This is a genomic window from Kitasatospora sp. NPDC059803 (assembly GCF_042732255.1).
Classification (GTDB): domain Bacteria; phylum Actinomycetota; class Actinomycetes; order Streptomycetales; family Streptomycetaceae; genus Kitasatospora.
Genome location: NZ_JBHWIJ010000076.1, coordinates 1 through 14,917, shown reverse-complemented (window position 1 = coordinate 14,917; position 14,917 = coordinate 1). Strand labels below are relative to the sequence as shown.

The following is a 14,917-nucleotide window of genomic DNA, read 5'->3' as shown; positions in this document are numbered from 1 at the left end:
TGACCTGGCCCTATAGCGTCCAAGACGTGGTAACCATCATTGCCATCAGTACTGCCTATAGTTGGTTCATGGAACTGCGCCACCTCCGGTACCTGCTCGCCGTGGCCGAGCACGCCAACTTCACCCGCGCCGCCGAAGCCCTGCACGTCTCGCAGCCGACCCTCTCGCAGCAGATCAAGCAGCTGGAGAGCTCTCTGCACGTGCAGCTCCTCGACCGCTCCGGGCGCACCGTGCGCCTCACCGACGCCGGCCAGGCCTACGCCCACTACGCGCGCCGGGCCCTGCGCGACCTCGCGGCGGCCGAGCGCGCGGTGCGGGACGTCAAGGACCTCTCACGCGGCACCCTGCGCCTGGCCGTGACCCCGACCTTCACCGCCTACCTGACCGGGCCCCTCATCGGGGACTTCCACGCGCGCCACCCCGGGATCAGCCTGGACGTCCGCGAGATGGCACAGGAACGCATCGAGTCCGAGCTGGCCGCCGACCAGCTCGACCTCGGCATCGCCTTCGGCGGAGCGCACCTGCCGGCCGTCACCGCCACCACCCTGTTCACCGAGCACCTCGGCCTCGTCGTCGCCTCCGACCACCCGTACGCGGCCCACTCGGGCCCGCTCCCGGTCCGCGCACTGGGCGACCAGCAACTCGCCCTGCTCAGCGGTGACTTCGCGACCCGGCAGCACATCGACCGGTTCCTCTCCGACCACCGGGTCCGGCCGCGGATCGCCATCGAGGCCAATTCCGTCAGCGCGCTCGTCGCGATCGTCCAACGCACCAGCCTCGCCACCGTGCTACCCGACGCCACCACCCGCGAACACCCCCACCTGCGCTCCGTCCCGGTCGACCCGCCGCTCCCCTCGCGCGCCGTCGCCCTGCTCCGCCGGGACACCGCCTACCAGAGCGCCGCCGCCCGCTCCTTCAGCGACCTCGCCCGGCACCGCGCCCACACCTTCGACCACACCCCCGACGGCCCGGCCTGAAGCGGGCCCGCCCGTCCGCGCCCTGCGGACCGGCGGGCCCGGTCACGCACTCAGGACGAACCCTCACCACGGATCAGCCGCAACGCCGGCCCCGCACGCCCGACCCCTCGCCCGGCCTTCCGCCGCCCGGCTTCCCGCTCGGCTTCCCGCTCGGCCTCCTGTTCGGCCACCAGGTCCGCCGACACGCGGGCGCCCAACGCCCGCAGCTCGGCCTTGCGCTCCTCGTCGGCCTCCTCGTCGCCCGGGTAGGCGGCCACGTACTTGACGCCGTGCTCGTCCTCCCAGGCATAGCTGCGGTACTGCGTCGTCGCCTCGTCCGCCACAGGGAACCTCCGCTCCTCGTCTTCGGGGTGACCCACCGTAGGCGACCGACCCGCACCGGAAAAGGAGCCGTGACGCCCTCACCTCACACCCCGTCAGGCGGCTGACGGGCCGCTTGCCGCCCTCAGGCCCCGGGCCACGCCCCCCTCACGGGCCGTCCGTCACCGACAGCCGTTCCCCCGATCGAGGGAAGGGGCGCCCGTCCGTGCGCTCGTCGGGGGCCGAACCGAGACACTGGGGGCCATGAGGATCTGGAACGGACCCGTCCTGGGCGTGGTGGCACTGGCCGCCGCCGCGATGCCGAGCCTGCTCACCACGGTGCCGGCCCAGGCGCAGGCCGCCGGCCTGGCGGTGGCCGCCCATTCCGCCGAGCGCACGTCCCGGCGCGACGTCTACGTGCCGCGCATTCTCTCCCCTCGGGCGGGGGCGCTCTGGCGGGTCGGCGAGCGGGTCGAAGTCACCTGGGACGTCTCGGATCCGCCGGCGCAGATCACCAACCGCACGGGGTCCATCGCCTTGCGCGCGGGCGGCGTCACCCTCCTCGACCGCGTCCTCGCCAGTGACTTCGACATCCTGCTGGGGCGGATGGAGGTGACCGTGCCGGACGTCCCCCCTGGAGACGACTACCGGGTCGTCCTGTCCGGTGATTCCGGCAACTGGTCCGAGCCCTTCACCATCACCTCGGACGGCCGGGCCGCCCCACCGCCGGGTGCGCCGACTACTCGTCGTCGGTGAAACTGACCGAACCGATGCCGCTTCGGATGCTCGAACCACCCGACCTGATGGTCCCGATCTCGTCCTGGCAACCGGCGCCGAGGAAGACGGCCACCTCCGCGTCGGTGTCGTTGTACAGCTCGGCGACGCGGCGGCCGAGGTCGTAGCACCGGTCGCCCTCGGGGTTCTCCAGCGTGTGCTCCTGGTTGTTGCTGATGTAGGTGAAAGTCCCCTCCGCGGCTTGGGCGTTGGCCGGGACCGCGATGCACAGAACCGCAGCGGCACCGACGGTGACCAGCGTCCTTCCGAGGCTCTTCACGGACTCGTCTCCTTTGAACGGCGGGCTTCCTCAGCGCTGCCAGTGTGGCCGTTCGGACACGCGAGGACGCGGGACGTCACTCGAATGGCCCTTCGACGGCGTTTCCCCGCCCCCCGAGTGTGGTGTCGGGCGATAGGAGGGTGCGCACCCCGAGCCGCCGCCACCGGCCAACTTCTTTGTGTCATCTGCCAGTACGGCGGCCCGGCGGGGCGGAGGAGACTTTCCGCCACGGCCGCGACCCGGCGGGCGACACACAGGAGGGGCGGCACGTGGGCGTGCAGCAGTACGACGGGATCGGCGAGGCGTTCGAGGGGTTCAAGTCCCTGCCGTTGATCCGCTACGGGGAGGTGCCGAGCTTCCTGGGCCTGGTCGGGGACGTGGCCGGCCGGTCGGTCCTCGACCTGGCGTGCGGCACCGGCTTCTACAGCAGGGAGTTCAAGCGGCGCGGCGCCACCGACGTCCTCGGCGTCGACATCTCCGCCGAGATGGTCGCCGCCGCGCGCACGATCGAGCAGCGCGACCCGCTGGGCGTGCGCTACGAGGTCGGCGACGTGGCCGAACTACGGCCCCTCGACCGTCACTTCGACATCGCACTGGGAGTGCAGTGCCTCAACTACGCCGAGGACGTCGCGGCGATGGAGCGGATGTGCCGCAACATCCACCGGAGCCTGGTACCGGGCGGGGAGTTCTTCGTGCTCGCCCAGAAACCCGACTACCGCTTCGACTGCCCCTCCCTGGACAAGTACGGGTTCCGCTGCGAGCCGACCGGCGAGGAGATCGAGACGGGCCCGCGGGTGCGGATCACCGCCCTCCTCGACCCGCAGCCGATCAGCATCGTGGGCGCGGCCCCGCGCCGCGAGGTCTACGAGGAGTGCCTGCGGGCGGCCGGGTTCGGCGACGCCGAGTGGGTCCCGCTCCAGGTGTCCGAAGCCGGCCTGCGCGAGTTCGGCGAGGACTTCTGGGCGGACCTCCTCGCCAGCCCGCCGCTGGAACTGCTGCGCTGCCACGCCTGACCGGCCCGGAGCGGTCGGCCGGAGCGGTCGGCCCGGCCCGGGTGTCAGAGATCCGGCCACCGCTTCCACCGGCCCGTCAGGGCGATGTCGGCCTCCTTGAACGCGGCCTTCCACGCACCGCCCTCGCGCACCATCGCGTAGCGGGCCTCGCCGCCGATCAGCCCTTCCGGTACGTACACCCAGCACCTGACCGGCGACTCCTGTTCGACGCGCAGGATCGGCGCCTCGAACTCCGGCGGCGTGCCGAAGCACAGCAGGTCGTAGCGCGACTGGTGCCGGGCCAGCGCCCTGGCCGCCAGATGCCTGGCGAACACCTCCTTCACCGCCGCCAGTTGCTCGCCGCCCGTGGTGTCGTGCCGGCAGGAGGCCATCCACTCCTCCCACCGGCGCATCTCGTCGAAGAAGTCCTGCGCGGCCGCTCGGGCGCCTGCCGCACCCTGACCGCCCTGCCGCTCCTCCGGTGGCATCGCCGCGCCTCAGCTCCAGTCGAAGGTCAACAGGGCCAGCCGGTCGACGGGTTCGAAGAACAGCATGATCCAGTCGGCGCCGCTGCTGCGGTAGTGCCAGCCGGGCACCGCCGCCACGAACTCGAAGCGGCGGCCGGACGGGCCGACCGGCCAGGTGCGGTCGCCGTCGTAGTCGAGCGGGAACACATCGGTCTCGATCCAGTTGCCGGCGGAGTCGGCGTAGCCGCCGAGCTGGTCGAGGAGGGCCATCTCGCCGGTACTGCCGGGGTACGGCAGGCCGTCGTCGCCGAGGTGGACGAGCCGGCCCTCGCGGCGGAAGCTGTCGCGGTGCGCCCGGTAGCTGCGCTCCTGGCGTTCGCAGTGCTCGGCGAGGTCGGCGTGGAACCCCGGCCAGGGGTCGGGGACTTCGCCCGGGCCCGCCGCCCGGGCGAAGTAGCGCAGGTCGCCGGCCAGGCGGAAGCGGTCGCCCTCCAGCGTGAAGCCCAGCCAGTTGGGCGCCTGGAGCCCCGTGTGGAAGGCCGAGGTGTGGTCGCCGATGCAGCCCTCCGACGGTTCCAGCGGGCTCAGCAGGTGGATCCACCCCTGCCAGGCCGGGTTGACCTGGGCCAGGTCGATCGAGACCAGCGGGTGCAGGTGCCGGGCCAACTCGGCCTGGTCGGCGACGAAGACGTCCGCCGGATCGGGGTAGATCCGCAGGGCCGCCCCGGCCGTCATGACGTCCTCCCGCACGGGAGTGTCTTCCACGGACATCCGGACCTCCTTCGGTGACCACGCATCGACGGCCGGTCGGCTGACGATCAGCCCCTTCCTACCAGGTGGCTCTGACAGGAGCCCTGGCACCGCCCGATGACTGATGACTGTCGGTGGCCGGTGCTACGTTCCGGTCCTCGACTCGATCACTCGACACGACGAAGGGGGCTTCCCGATGCAGCAGCTGTGGGCGCGGATCGAGGCCGCGCTGGAACGGATCGCCCCGGAGGTGGCGGCCGCGATGCCGCCCGGCGCCACCGACGGGCAGATCCGGGCGGCGGAGGCCGCGATGGGGGTGGAACTCCCGCCGGACGTCCGGGAGTCCTACCGCTGCCACGACGGCCTGCCGGGGGTCCTGATCGGTTTACACACCGCGCTCCACCCGCTCGACGCGATGGTGGACGACTGGCGCGAGCGGTCCGTCGACGCCGGGGACCCGCCCTGGGACGAGCGGGCGGAGGACGGCGTGATCCGCCGGGACGTCGCCTGGTCCGCCGGGTGGATCCCCTTCATCTCCATCGGCAACGGCGACGTGATCTGCATCGACCTGGACCCGCCCACCCCGCAGCGCCGCGGCCAGATCATCGACTGGTCGCACGAGGGCTGGCGGGCCTGCTACGAGGCCGCCGGCCTGCGGGAGTTCCTGGAGGCCTTCGCCGCCGACCTGGAAGCCGACCGCTACCGGGCCGACGAGACGCGCCGCGCCTGGGACGGCAGCGGACTGCCGCTGGTGATGCTGAAGGACTGAGCGTCAGCGCGCCCCGCTCGCCCCGTTCGCCGGATCGGGGCTGCACAGCCAGCCGTTGACGGCGAAGCGGCTGTCCTCGGCCTGCCGGCTCGGGCATTGCACCGGGCGCACCTCGTGCCAGGCGGTGGGGCGGAAGAACACGATGCTGTCGTGCTCGGGCTCCCAGTCCCGCCAGGTGCGCTTCTCCCACTCCCCCGTCGTCCCGCCGTACAGCGGCAGGGCGGCGTCGAACACGCGCAGCTCGCCGCCGCCGAACGGCCGGGGCGTTCCGTGCAGGTAGTAGACGAAGGTGAGCAGGCGCCGGGGGGAGAACTCGGCGCTGGTGTCCTGGTGCGGCCGGTAGAAGTCGCCGTCGTTGTGCACGTTGAGGGTGTAGTCGGGCTCGGTGTTGCGGCAGGACACGCCCAGGGTGTGCTCGACCGCCTCCAGCACCTCGTCGATGGCCGCCAGCAGTTCGGGCGCGGCGAACTCCCGGCACGAGCGGGAGCGGCGGAAGTCGGGGGCCAGCTCCCGGTCCCCGATCAGGGAGGGCTGCAACGCCTCGCCTGCGGAGGCGACGGCGACGGCGCGTGCCAGCAGGGCGCCGGCCGTCCGCTCGCCCAGGAGCCCGGTGATGCGGCAGACCGTCACCGGGAGCCGCCAGATCGCGTCCGTGCTCACCGGCGACGGCTGCTCCGTCACGGTGTCCCGATCCGTCGCAGTACCCCGCTCCGTCGCGGTGTCCGGCCCTGTCATGGTCTCCCGCCCTCTCGTCGTCACGCGGCCTCGAACGCGCTCACGCCCGGTGCCGCATCGGCCGGTGCCGCACCCGCGCCCCTACCGGCTCCAGTCCACCGGGACCACGTCCTGCTTGAGCCCGCGGTCGCTGCACACGGCACACGGGCTGCCCGGGACGCCGGGGCCCTGGTCGGTGCCGATGGTGATGGCCCCGTGCGCGCCGGCCGGGGCGTGGACGCCGTCGCCGACCATCGCGGCCTCGTAGCCGCCCAGCAGTTCCTGCAAGGTGCCGGGGCCCAGGTTCTCGGGGGCGGTGATCGCGGCGATGCCGTCGTAGTCGGTGTAGGCCGCGCCCAGCGTCCGGCCGCCCACGGTGGCGAACACGATCCGGGCGCCGCGGATGGGCTCCCCGGTCACCGCGTCGGAGGCCATCGCGTGGATGTTCTCCAGCTGCATCTGGGTGACGTTCAGGCTCGCCTGGCTGGTCGTGAGCCTGGTCGGCTTGAGGCTGGGGCACTCCGCCGCCCCGCTGCACGACGGGGCCGACGAGGCGGCCGCGGACGCGGTGACCGCGCTCCCCGCACCCAGCGAGGCCAAGGCCGCGGCCATCACCGCGACGGTCTTGCGACCAACAGAGCTCATGATCCACTCCCGTGGGAACCGCCCGCACGTGCTCCGCTGCGACGCCCGAGGGCCATGACGGCCGGGCGCGCGCGGCACGCGACGGGTGCCGCCCCCCATCGGACGACACGGCCGAGCGTAGCCACCGCCCGTCCGGCCCAACCAGCCGACGACCACGAGTTCGCAAGATCTGATGAACAGTCAACAGAGTGGTGACGGCGTTAATCGGGGTGCAGCGGCCGGCGGCGCCGGCCCCTCAGTGGCGCGGCGGGTGGGTGGGAGCCGTCCAGGACGCGTGGGCGTTGAACGTCAGGCCCGCCCGGTCCGAGGGGGGCGTGTGGTCCGGGTCGTTGCGGACGACCTCGATGCGGTGGCTCTCCACGTACAGCGCGGTGAGGTGCAGGCCCGGCGCGGGGGCGCGGACCTCCTGCCGCTCCCGGGTCATGGCGGTGACGAAACGCGTGCTGTCGTAGCCGAGTTCGCGGCTGAGGGACGCGGCCGCCCTGGCGCCGTGGCCCTCGATCTCGACGCCCGCCTCGAACCCCACGGACAGGCCGACGGCTTCGCGGCAGGCCTGCGACTGCGCCTCGTCCACCCCCCACGGGACGGTGGCGCCGACCGTGCCCGGGCCCGGGTCCTCCCGCAGGTCGGTGACCGCGACCCGGGTGTAGAACCGCTGGCGCCGCACCGTGTACGTCGGCGAGTTGCGCAGGATCCACTCCGTGGACGCGCCCCGGTCGAGGACGGCGGTGCACGGGAGGACCACCTCCCGGTCGACGACGGGCTCGGTCCGCTCGGGCACGTCGCCTCCGTCCGTGACGGCCGGGCCCTTCGCCGTCCCCTGCCGGACCTGCCGCATCGGCACGTCCAGCACGTGGACGTCGCCTGGGTCCTCCCCCTCGTAGTCGCCGTCGAAGTAGGAGATCCAGGTCGCGATGCCGGGGGTCAGCAGGCAGCCCGTGCCGCCGGGGATCGTCTCGGGGCGGACGGTCTCGGGGATCTCCAGCCCGCCGCGCCCGCGCCAGGCGCCGACGGCCACGTAGGGGCGTCCGCCGATCTCCTCCTTCACGCAGCGCAGGTCGCCCTGGGCGACGAAGGCCGCGCCGCCGAGGTCGCGCAGGACGTCACGGGGCCCGTGGACCGTGTCCGAGGACCACAGCGCGCTCAGCGCCCGGTACCCGGGAGGGGCCACCGGCACCAGGCCGCGCAGCACCCCGTCGGAGTCGGTGACCTTGCGCCACTGCCTGGGCGCGGCCAGCGCGGCCGAGCCTGCGGTGCTCCCCCTCACCCAGGTCATCGGGGCGTCGTCGGGGATGACGCTGCACAGGGCGTGGTAGCCCTCGGGCGGTCTCGTCTCGCCGGTGCTGAAGACGAAGGTGAGTTCGCCGAACTGCTGTGGTGCCGAATAGCTCATATCCGCTCCTCCTGTCGGACGGCTCGCGCTTGCCGGGCGACCGCCCCAGGGCCCGGGCTCAGCGGCCCGGGCTCAGCGGCCCGCGGTCACCGGGTAGTGGTCGCTGTAGTCGGTGAAGGCCCGGCCGCCCGCCTCCCAGGTCGGCGAGGCGGTCTTCAGGACCTCGCTCGTCCAGGCGTCGCACGGCGGGGCGTGGCCCTTGCGGAGCAGGACGTGGTCCGTGTCCTCGGCGGGGTCGGCCGGGTGGCGGTGCAGGGCGGCGTCGTTGGCGATGGTGTCGAAGGAGTACTTCCAGCCGGTCCGGGGACCCGCCTCCTGGAGGTTCCCGAAGCCCAGGACGTCCTGGAAGTCGGGCGAGTGGCGGTCGGTGTTGAAGTCCCCGGCGACGATCACCGGCTCGTGCGCCGGGATCCGGCGGTCCGTCAGGAAGACGTCGATGTCGCGCAGCTGGGAGCGACGCATGATCCTCGCCCGGCCGGTCGGGCACGCGCCGTCGTCGGACTGCAGGTGGGTGCCCACCACGTGCACGCGCCGGCCGTCGACCTCCAGTACGGCGTAGGCGAAGCCCTTGGCGGCCTCGGCGTCCCAGCCGCAGGCCACGTCGTAGACGTACTGCTCCATCCGCAGGATGGGCCACCTGCTGACGATCGCGACCCCGCCGCGGGCGTGCAGCGGGGAGATCTGCCGGCCGTGCGTGGCGGCCCAGCCCGACTCGTCCACCCCGACCACCGGCGTGCGGTGGCGGTACCCCCGGCCCTCCAGGCCCTGCATCAACTCCTCGGAGGGGCCGGGGTCGAAGAGTTCCTGGAAGACCAGCACGTCGTGGTCCGCGACATACGCGGACTCGGCGATCAGCCGCGAGCGCGCCGCGTTGTTCCAGTCGCCCTCGCTCTTCTGCGTCAGCCCGGACAGGAACATCACGTTGTGCGTCAGAACCTTCAAGGCCGTCCTCTCCGAACCGGCGGGCGCGGGGCGCACACACGGCGGAACCGGTCCGGGGCGCCCCGCCCCCCCCAAGTCAAGGGGGTCGGCCCGCGCCCGCCGGCGTCGACGCGCCGGTGCCCCGGCGGATGCCACGGGGCGCGGGGGGCACTGCGGGCTCGCGGCAGAGCCGGGCGGGGCGTGCACGGACGATTCCGCGCCGGTGCGGAGCCGCCCCCTCCGACCGCAGGGAGCAAGCACGGCACGCGGCGCGGCGGCGGCACACGTCCGAGCCGCCCGGCGGGTGTGGCCGGGCGGCTCGGGGGTGGTCGGGGGCCGGGGTTACGCGGTGGTGGTCGGGAGCTTGGCGGTCAGCGCGGTCGGGACGTTGACCACGTCGGCGAGGCTGTACTTGCCGGGGCCGAAGTCGGCTGCGGTGAGGGCCTTCTTGCCGCCGCCCGCGACCAGCCAGACGGTGGAACTGTCGGGCGAGAGCAGCAGGGTGCCGTCGGCGGGGGCGCTCTTGGCGGCGGCCCCGCCCAGCCAGGTGCCGGGGACGCCCATGAGCGGCTGCTTGTCGTAGCCCATCGCGGTGAAGTCGGCGTAGGTCAGGGAGACCGCCAGGCCGCCGGCCATCACGTAGACGGTGGAGTTGGTGCCGGCGGCGTCGGTGAGGACCGTGCCGTTCTTCAGGGGCTTGGCGACGGCGCCCTGCAGCCAGGCCTCGGGCACGCCCATCAGGGTCTTGGTGTTGTAGCCGTCGGCGGTCCACTCGCTGCCGGAGATGGGCAGGGCGGCGCCGTTGACCATGACGTACATCGACGGGTCGGTGCCGGCCTGGCCGTTGACGACCGTGCCGTTCGGGACGGTGGCCCGGGTGGCGGAGGCGAGCCAGGCGCCGGGGACGCCCATGTCGGCGCGGGTGTTGTAGCCGTCGGCGGTCCACTCGGCGCCGGAGATGGGCAGGGCGGCGCCGGAGACGACGACGTAGCGGGCGTTGCCGCCGGCCTGGTCGTGGACGACGAGGCCGGTCGGGAGGGTGTTGGTGAGCGCGTTCTGCAGCCAGGCGGTGGGGACGCCCAGGTCGGGGCGGGTGTTGTAGCCGGCCGCCGTCCAGTCCGCGCCGGAGATGGACAGCGCCGCGCCGGCGACGACGACGAAGCGGGAGGAACCGCCGGCCTGGTCGTGGACGACGGTGCCCTCGGGCGGGGTGGTGGGCAGGGCGTTGAAGCGGGCGTCGTCCACCAGGACGATCTTGCTCAGGTCGTAGCCGTCGGGGGCGACGTCGGAGCCGGCGACGGGCAGGCCCGCGCCGCTGATCAGGACCTTGACCGAGGAGCCGTTGGGCGACTTGACGAGCGTGCCGGTGGGCAGCGACGCCGGGTCGGGGTAGGAGGTGCCGGCCGGGTAGGGGTTGGCTTGGTCGGCGCCCAGGTTGGCCCCCGGGCCGCAGACCGGCCAGGCGCCCTGGCCCTGCCCGGCGAGGACCTTCTCGGCGATCAGGATCTGCTGCTGCTTGGTCGCCCGGTTGGCGTAGGGGGCGTACTGGCTGCCGCCGTAGGCGAGCCAGGTGCTCTGGGAGAACTGGAGGCCGCCGTAGTAGCCGTTGTTGGTGTTGATGCTCCAGTTGCCGCCGCTCTCGCACTGGGCGACCTTGTCCCAGGTGGACACCGAGGCCGCGGAGGCCTGGCCGCCGAGGGCGAGCGGGGCGGCGAGGGCGAGCAGGGCGGTGGCGGCGGCGAGGGCCGGTGTCTTGCGGGCGGCGGCGGTCATGACGGAATTCCCCCTGGGCAGGTACGGGTTGGCGAGCGGGTTGGCGGGTGTGCGAGCAGGTGTGCGGGTGCCGGGGGGGCCCCCCCCGGGGGGGGCGGGGGCGCCGCGGGGGGGGGGGGGGGCGGGGGGCCGGGGCGGGGGGGGGCGGGCCCCCCCTGGCGGGGTGGGCGCGTCAGGCGACGGTGGGGAGCTTGGCGGTCAGCGCGGTCGGGACCTTCACCACGTCGGCGGCGTTGTAGGAGCCGGGCGCGGCCGCCTTCTTGCCGCCGCCGTTGACGACCTGCCAGACGGTGGGGCCGTCGGAGGACTGCAGCAGGGTGCCGTCGGCGGGGGCGCTCTTGGCGGCGGCCGCCTGCTCCCAGCTGCCGGGGGCTCCGCGCAGCGGCAGCTTGTCGTAGCCGTAGCCGGTGAAGTCGGCGTAGGTGAGCGGGACGGCCAGGCCGCCGGCCATCACGTAGACGGTGGAGTCGGTGCCGGCGGCGTTGGTGATCAGGGTGCCGTTGGCGAGCGGGCGGGCGACCTCGGCGGCCTCCCATGCCTCCGGGACGCCCAGGACCGGCTGGTTGGCGTAGGTGGTGGTGAACTCGGCGCTGGTCATCGGCAGCGCGGAGTTGTTGACCATCACGTAGATCGACGGGTCGGTGCCGGCCTGGCCCTTGATCAGGGTGCCGTCCGGGACGGTCTTCCTGGCCGTGGTGTTGAGCCACTCGCCGGGCACGCCCATCAGGGACTGGAGGTTGTAGCCGTCGGCGGTCCACTCGGAGGCGGAGATGGGCAGGGCGGCGCCGCCGACAACGACGTAGCGGCTGGGGTCGGTGCCGGACTGGTCCATCAGGACGGTGCCGTTGGGCATGGGCTTGGCGATGGCGGCCTTCAGCCAGTCGCTGGGCACGCCCATCAGGGACTGGGTGTTGTAGCCGTCGGCGGTCCACTCGGCGGCGGAGATGTGCATGGCGGTGCCGTTGACGACGACGTAGCGGCCGGCGTCGGTGCCGGACTGGTCCATCACGACGAGTCCGGTGGCCGGGCCGGTGTTGATCGCGCCCTGCAGCCAGCTGGACGGGACGCCCATGTCGGCGCGGGTGTTGTAGCCGTCGGCGGTCCAGTCCGAGCCGGAGATGAACAGTGCCGCGCCGCCGACCACGACGTAGCGGGAGGAACCGCCGGCCTGGTCGTGGACCACGGTGCCGGGCGGCGGCACGGTGGGCAGGGCGTTGAAGGCGCCGTCGTCGACCTGGACGATCTTGCTCAGGTCGTAGCCGTCGGGGGCGACGTCGGAGCCGGCGACCGGCAGGCCCGCGCCGTTGATGATGACCTTGACCGAGGCGCCGTTCGGGGACTTGACCAGGGTGCCGGAGGGCAGCGAGGACGGGGAGGTGCTGACGTCCTCGACGACGTTCTTGTAGCGCCGCGCCTTGTAGTCGCCGTTGGGGTGCGAGTCGAACTTCGCGGCGTTGATGGAGGCGCCGGTGATGTGCTTCACCGGGGTGGAGCCGAAGGAGTAGTAGGAGAAGGTGGTGTGGCCGGGGTCGTCCCACTTCTCGAAGAGCAGGACGTGGTCGTAGAAGCTGTTGAGGACGTCCCCGGGGCGCAGGTCGCCGCGCGGGATCTCGTAGCTCTCGTCGGTGGCGATGGACTGGGTGGTGGCGCTGTAGCCCAGGTGCCAGGCCATGGAGACGTAGCCGGAGCAGTCCTTGCGGTAGTAGCGGCCGCTGGAGTCGGGGAAGGTCGCGCCCTGGTTGTAGGTGAGGCCCGGGTTCTGGTTGAACCAGTACTGGGCGCGGGAGAGGATCTCCGACCGGGTGATCTGGCCGCCGACGGTGGACGAGGCGGCGGCGTGGGCCGCGGTGGTGGTGACGGCCGTGGCGGCTATCGCGCCGGAGGCGGCGATGGAGGCGGCGAGGGTGATGCGGGCGAGCTTGGAGAGCGCGGAGGGCATGACGACGCGTCCTGACGGTGTGAGAGCGGCGGTGGGCGCCCGGTGCGGGCGCGGGAAGTCGAGGGGCGTGGCCCGGAGGGAGGCGGACGGCTGCCCTGCAGGAGCAGCGGTCGGGTGGCCTCGGGCGACGGCGGGGCGGGTCAGTCCCGGATGGTGTTCACGGAAGTGGCCGGCGCGGGTCGGGTCAGTCCCAGATGGTGTTGGCCGGGGTGACGGTGACCGGCGCGGGGGTGGTGACCGGCGCGGGGCCGTCCCAGATGGTGTTGGCCGTCGTGGCGGCCGGGGCGGGGGTGGGGCCGTCCCAGATGGTGTTGGCCGAGGCCTGGCCGGCGATCGGCAGGACGGCGGCGAGGGCGAGGGCGGCGACCGCGGCGGCCTTGGCGAGCGGGGTGCGAAGCATGGGGGTGGACCTCTTTCGAGAACTGGGCGGGTGGCGGTGAGTCCGGTGTCGCGTCCCGCGGTAGACGCTCGGCCGGTTTGCCTCCGGGCGGTGGGCCCTGCTGGCGAGTACTAGCTTCGTCGCAGTTCAGGGCGGGTGGAAGGGCTCTCCGGTGGACGGAAGCGGCAGCGTCCGGATCCGTCCAGCCGGGCCGGATCAGTCCAGCAGGCGCTCGTAGAACGGCGCGACGAGCGGGGCGCCGACGCGGGTGAGCGTCCAGCCGTGCAGTGCGGGGACGGTCTCGACCGCGCGCCGGCAGAACGTGTCGACGACGGTCTCGGCGGCGCTCAGCCGGCCGGCGACCAGGTAGACGCCGAGGACGGCGCCGGGGCCGGCGCCCTCGTGCACGGCGACGTGTTCGATGCGCTCCTGGGGCCGCGCGCTCGCCAGCAGCGCCCCGGCGGTGTCGGGCGCGAGCGCCGCTGCCGGGGCCGGGACCGGGGCCTGGATCTCGGCATGAATCAGGTACATGGAACGGACTCTGCCGAACCGTCGACATCCCGGCATAGAGGATCAACCTGGACGGTTCCGGCGGTGTCCGGAACCGTCCAAGGGCCCTTGCTGGCCCCCTCTCGCACTCGCGTGCGATGATCGCGTACGCAGCGATTGGCGATTCAGGCCTTACACACCGGGGGGTAACGAGGCATGCTGACCGCACTCGGGCTGGATGCCGTGTCAGAGAGCGTCTACCGCAGCATGCTCGCGCATCCCGGCGACGGGGTGCGGGCGCTGGCGGAGCGGCTCGGGCGCAGCGAGGAGGAGGTCCGGCGCTGTCTGGACCTGCTGAGCGAGCTGGCGCTGATCCGGCCCTCCTACGAGCGGGAGGGCGAGCTGCGTGCGGTGTCACCGCAGGTCGGCATGGAGTTGCTGATGGCTCGTCAGCAGGCTGATCTGGCGGCGCAGCAGCTGCGGATCGAGGCGTCCCGGGCGGCGGCTGCGCAGTTGATCGCGGAGTACGCGGATCTGCGGCCGGCCGCCTCGCACGCGGGGGTGGAGCAGTTGGTGGGCCTGGACCAGATCCGGGACCGGATCGCTTCGCTGGCCCGTGGTCTGACGGCGGAGATCATGACGTTCGCGCCGGGTGGCGGGCATTCTCCGGAGAGCATCGAGGCGTCCCGGCCGCATGACCGGGATCTGCTGGGCCGGGGGGTGCGGATGCGGACGGTGTACCTGGACAGTGTGCGCAACAGCCAGCCGACGGTGGCGTATGTGGGCTGGTTGGCGGAGCTGGGCGGGGAGGTGCGGACGGCGCCGGAGCTGCCGACCCGGATGATCATCTTCGATCGGGCGACGGCGCTGATCCCGGTCAGCGGGGAGGACACCCGGGCGGGGGCGGTCGTGCTGACCGGTCACGGGACGCTGGTGGCGCTGTGTGCGCTGTTCGAGCACGTGTGGGGCCAGGCGCGGGAGTTGGGGCCGTCGGCGGTGCGGGACGAGGGCGGGCTCAGTGCGCCGGAGGCGACGGTGGTGCGGTTGCTGGCGCAGGGGCTGACGGACGAGGCGATCGCCAAGCGGCTGGGGGTGTCGTCGCGGACGGCGCGGCGGGTGGCGACGGATCTGATGGAGCGTCTGGGTGCGCGCAGTCGTTTCGAGTTCGGGATGCGGGCGGTGCAGAACGGCTGGCTGCCGCAGCAGTTGTAGGGCGTTCGCGGGGGTGGCCGTGGCGGGAGCCGGGCGGCTGGTGCGGGTGTGGGTCCGCCCGCCCCCCCCCCCGGGGGGGGGGGGGGGGGGGGGCCCGGGGGGGGGGGGGGGGGGGGTGGTTAGGCCGGTGGGGGGGCGGGCTT

The 14,917-nt window shown here is 73.2% G+C and carries 17 protein-coding genes; 5 read left to right on the top strand and 12 right to left on the bottom strand.

Annotation, left to right across the window (positions count from 1 at the left end):
- Positions 1 to 68: 68 nt before the first annotated feature.
- Entirely contained in the window at positions 69 to 977 is a 909-nt protein-coding gene (cynR, locus tag ACFV6I_RS15155; protein ID WP_063352919.1) for a transcriptional regulator CynR, read from the top strand.
- 50 nt (positions 978 to 1,027) lie between these two features.
- Here cynR and ACFV6I_RS15150 read toward each other — a convergent pair whose 3' ends face one another.
- Positions 1,028 to 1,300 (bottom strand): hypothetical protein, encoded by a 273-nt coding sequence (locus tag ACFV6I_RS15150; RefSeq protein WP_380425557.1) that lies wholly within the window; start codon positions 1,298 to 1,300, stop codon positions 1,028 to 1,030.
- A gap of 241 nt (positions 1,301 to 1,541) precedes the next feature.
- Here ACFV6I_RS15150 and ACFV6I_RS15145 point away from each other — a divergent pair, with 241 nt between their 5' ends.
- Entirely contained in the window at positions 1,542 to 2,033 is a 492-nt protein-coding gene (locus tag ACFV6I_RS15145) for a Ser-Thr-rich GPI-anchored membrane family protein (RefSeq protein WP_380425555.1), read from the top strand.
- On the opposite strand, the gene ACFV6I_RS15140 is transcribed toward ACFV6I_RS15145, so the two are convergent.
- Positions 2,017 to 2,331, bottom strand: coding sequence for a hypothetical protein (locus ACFV6I_RS15140; protein ID WP_380425553.1), 315 nt, complete (start codon positions 2,329 to 2,331; stop codon positions 2,017 to 2,019). The two genes, ACFV6I_RS15145 and ACFV6I_RS15140, sit on opposite strands and share 17 nt — an antisense overlap.
- Positions 2,332 to 2,600: 269 nt before the next feature.
- Here ACFV6I_RS15140 and ACFV6I_RS15135 point away from each other — a divergent pair, with 269 nt between their 5' ends.
- Positions 2,601 to 3,344: a class I SAM-dependent methyltransferase gene (locus ACFV6I_RS15135; protein ID WP_380425551.1), complete on the top strand. Its 744-nt coding sequence runs from the start codon at positions 2,601 to 2,603 to the stop codon at positions 3,342 to 3,344.
- Positions 3,345 to 3,388: 44 nt separating this feature from the next.
- Here ACFV6I_RS15135 and ACFV6I_RS15130 read toward each other — a convergent pair whose 3' ends face one another.
- Positions 3,389 to 3,811, bottom strand: coding sequence for a hypothetical protein (locus ACFV6I_RS15130; RefSeq protein WP_380425549.1), 423 nt, complete (start codon positions 3,809 to 3,811; stop codon positions 3,389 to 3,391).
- A gap of 9 nt (positions 3,812 to 3,820) precedes the next feature.
- A complete protein-coding gene (locus ACFV6I_RS15125; protein WP_380425547.1) occupies positions 3,821 to 4,561 on the bottom strand; it encodes a hypothetical protein in 741 nt (246 codons plus the stop codon).
- A 175-nt stretch (positions 4,562 to 4,736) separates the two neighbouring features.
- Here ACFV6I_RS15125 and ACFV6I_RS15120 point away from each other — a divergent pair, with 175 nt between their 5' ends.
- Entirely contained in the window at positions 4,737 to 5,309 is a 573-nt protein-coding gene (locus tag ACFV6I_RS15120) for an SMI1/KNR4 family protein (protein WP_380425545.1), read from the top strand.
- Positions 5,310 to 5,312: 3 nt separating this feature from the next.
- Here the strand turns inward: ACFV6I_RS15120 and ACFV6I_RS15115 are convergent, their stop codons facing one another.
- From ACFV6I_RS15115 to ACFV6I_RS15080, 8 genes are all read right to left on the bottom strand, one after another.
- Positions 5,313 to 5,990 carry a 2OG-Fe(II) oxygenase gene (locus ACFV6I_RS15115; protein WP_380425543.1) on the bottom strand — a complete coding sequence of 226 codons (678 nt, stop codon included), beginning with the start codon at positions 5,988 to 5,990 and terminating at the stop codon, positions 5,313 to 5,315.
- Between the two features lie 135 nt (positions 5,991 to 6,125).
- On the bottom strand, positions 6,126 to 6,668 hold the full coding sequence (locus ACFV6I_RS15110; RefSeq protein WP_063352926.1) for a hypothetical protein: 543 nt from the start codon (positions 6,666 to 6,668) through the stop codon (positions 6,126 to 6,128).
- Positions 6,669 to 6,903: 235 nt separating this feature from the next.
- The gene (locus ACFV6I_RS15105; RefSeq protein WP_380425541.1) at positions 6,904 to 8,061 is read right to left on the bottom strand and encodes a hypothetical protein; all 1,158 of its coding nucleotides are present in this window, start codon (positions 8,059 to 8,061) and stop codon (positions 6,904 to 6,906) included.
- A gap of 72 nt (positions 8,062 to 8,133) precedes the next feature.
- Complete coding sequence (locus ACFV6I_RS15100) at positions 8,134 to 9,003, bottom strand: sphingomyelin phosphodiesterase (protein ID WP_380425539.1); 870 nt, start codon at positions 9,001 to 9,003, stop codon at positions 8,134 to 8,136.
- A 321-nt stretch (positions 9,004 to 9,324) separates the two neighbouring features.
- Positions 9,325 to 10,755 carry a transglycosylase family protein gene (locus tag ACFV6I_RS15095; protein ID WP_380425537.1) on the bottom strand — a complete coding sequence of 477 codons (1,431 nt, stop codon included), beginning with the start codon at positions 10,753 to 10,755 and terminating at the stop codon, positions 9,325 to 9,327.
- Positions 10,756 to 10,927: 172 nt separating this feature from the next.
- Positions 10,928 to 12,694: a hypothetical protein gene (locus tag ACFV6I_RS15090; protein ID WP_380425535.1), complete on the bottom strand. Its 1,767-nt coding sequence runs from the start codon at positions 12,692 to 12,694 to the stop codon at positions 10,928 to 10,930.
- Positions 12,695 to 12,878: 184 nt separating this feature from the next.
- Positions 12,879 to 13,094 (bottom strand): hypothetical protein, encoded by a 216-nt coding sequence (locus ACFV6I_RS15085; RefSeq protein ID WP_063352931.1) that lies wholly within the window; start codon positions 13,092 to 13,094, stop codon positions 12,879 to 12,881.
- Between the two features lie 195 nt (positions 13,095 to 13,289).
- A complete protein-coding gene (locus ACFV6I_RS15080; protein ID WP_063352932.1) occupies positions 13,290 to 13,604 on the bottom strand; it encodes a hypothetical protein in 315 nt (104 codons plus the stop codon).
- A 174-nt stretch (positions 13,605 to 13,778) separates the two neighbouring features.
- Here ACFV6I_RS15080 and ACFV6I_RS15075 point away from each other — a divergent pair, with 174 nt between their 5' ends.
- On the top strand, positions 13,779 to 14,774 hold the full coding sequence (locus ACFV6I_RS15075) for a helix-turn-helix transcriptional regulator (protein WP_063352933.1): 996 nt from the start codon (positions 13,779 to 13,781) through the stop codon (positions 14,772 to 14,774).
- Positions 14,775 to 14,917: the final 143 nt, after the last annotated feature.

What these genes read in the sequence shown, in the direction of transcription:
- cynR (WP_063352919.1), top strand. Translation starts at nt 69, where the DNA reads ATGGAACTGCGCCACCTCCGGTACCTGCTCGCCGTGGCCGAGCACGCC.
- ACFV6I_RS15145 (WP_380425555.1), top strand. Translation starts at nt 1,542, where the DNA reads ATGAGGATCTGGAACGGACCCGTCCTGGGCGTGGTGGCACTGGCCGCC.
- ACFV6I_RS15130 (WP_380425549.1), bottom strand. Translation starts at nt 3,811, where the DNA reads ATGCCACCGGAGGAGCGGCAGGGCGGTCAGGGTGCGGCAGGCGCCCGA.
- ACFV6I_RS15125 (WP_380425547.1), bottom strand. Translation starts at nt 4,561, where the DNA reads ATGTCCGTGGAAGACACTCCCGTGCGGGAGGACGTCATGACGGCCGGG.
- ACFV6I_RS15120 (WP_380425545.1), top strand. Translation starts at nt 4,737, where the DNA reads ATGCAGCAGCTGTGGGCGCGGATCGAGGCCGCGCTGGAACGGATCGCC.
- ACFV6I_RS15110 (WP_063352926.1), bottom strand. Translation starts at nt 6,668, where the DNA reads ATGAGCTCTGTTGGTCGCAAGACCGTCGCGGTGATGGCCGCGGCCTTG.
- ACFV6I_RS15105 (WP_380425541.1), bottom strand. Translation starts at nt 8,061, where the DNA reads ATGAGCTATTCGGCACCACAGCAGTTCGGCGAACTCACCTTCGTCTTC.
- ACFV6I_RS15095 (WP_380425537.1), bottom strand. Translation starts at nt 10,755, where the DNA reads ATGACCGCCGCCGCCCGCAAGACACCGGCCCTCGCCGCCGCCACCGCC.
- ACFV6I_RS15090 (WP_380425535.1), bottom strand. Translation starts at nt 12,694, where the DNA reads ATGCCCTCCGCGCTCTCCAAGCTCGCCCGCATCACCCTCGCCGCCTCC.
- ACFV6I_RS15085 (WP_063352931.1), bottom strand. Translation starts at nt 13,094, where the DNA reads ATGCTTCGCACCCCGCTCGCCAAGGCCGCCGCGGTCGCCGCCCTCGCC.
- ACFV6I_RS15080 (WP_063352932.1), bottom strand. Translation starts at nt 13,604, where the DNA reads ATGTACCTGATTCATGCCGAGATCCAGGCCCCGGTCCCGGCCCCGGCA.
- ACFV6I_RS15075 (WP_063352933.1), top strand. Translation starts at nt 13,779, where the DNA reads ATGCTGACCGCACTCGGGCTGGATGCCGTGTCAGAGAGCGTCTACCGC.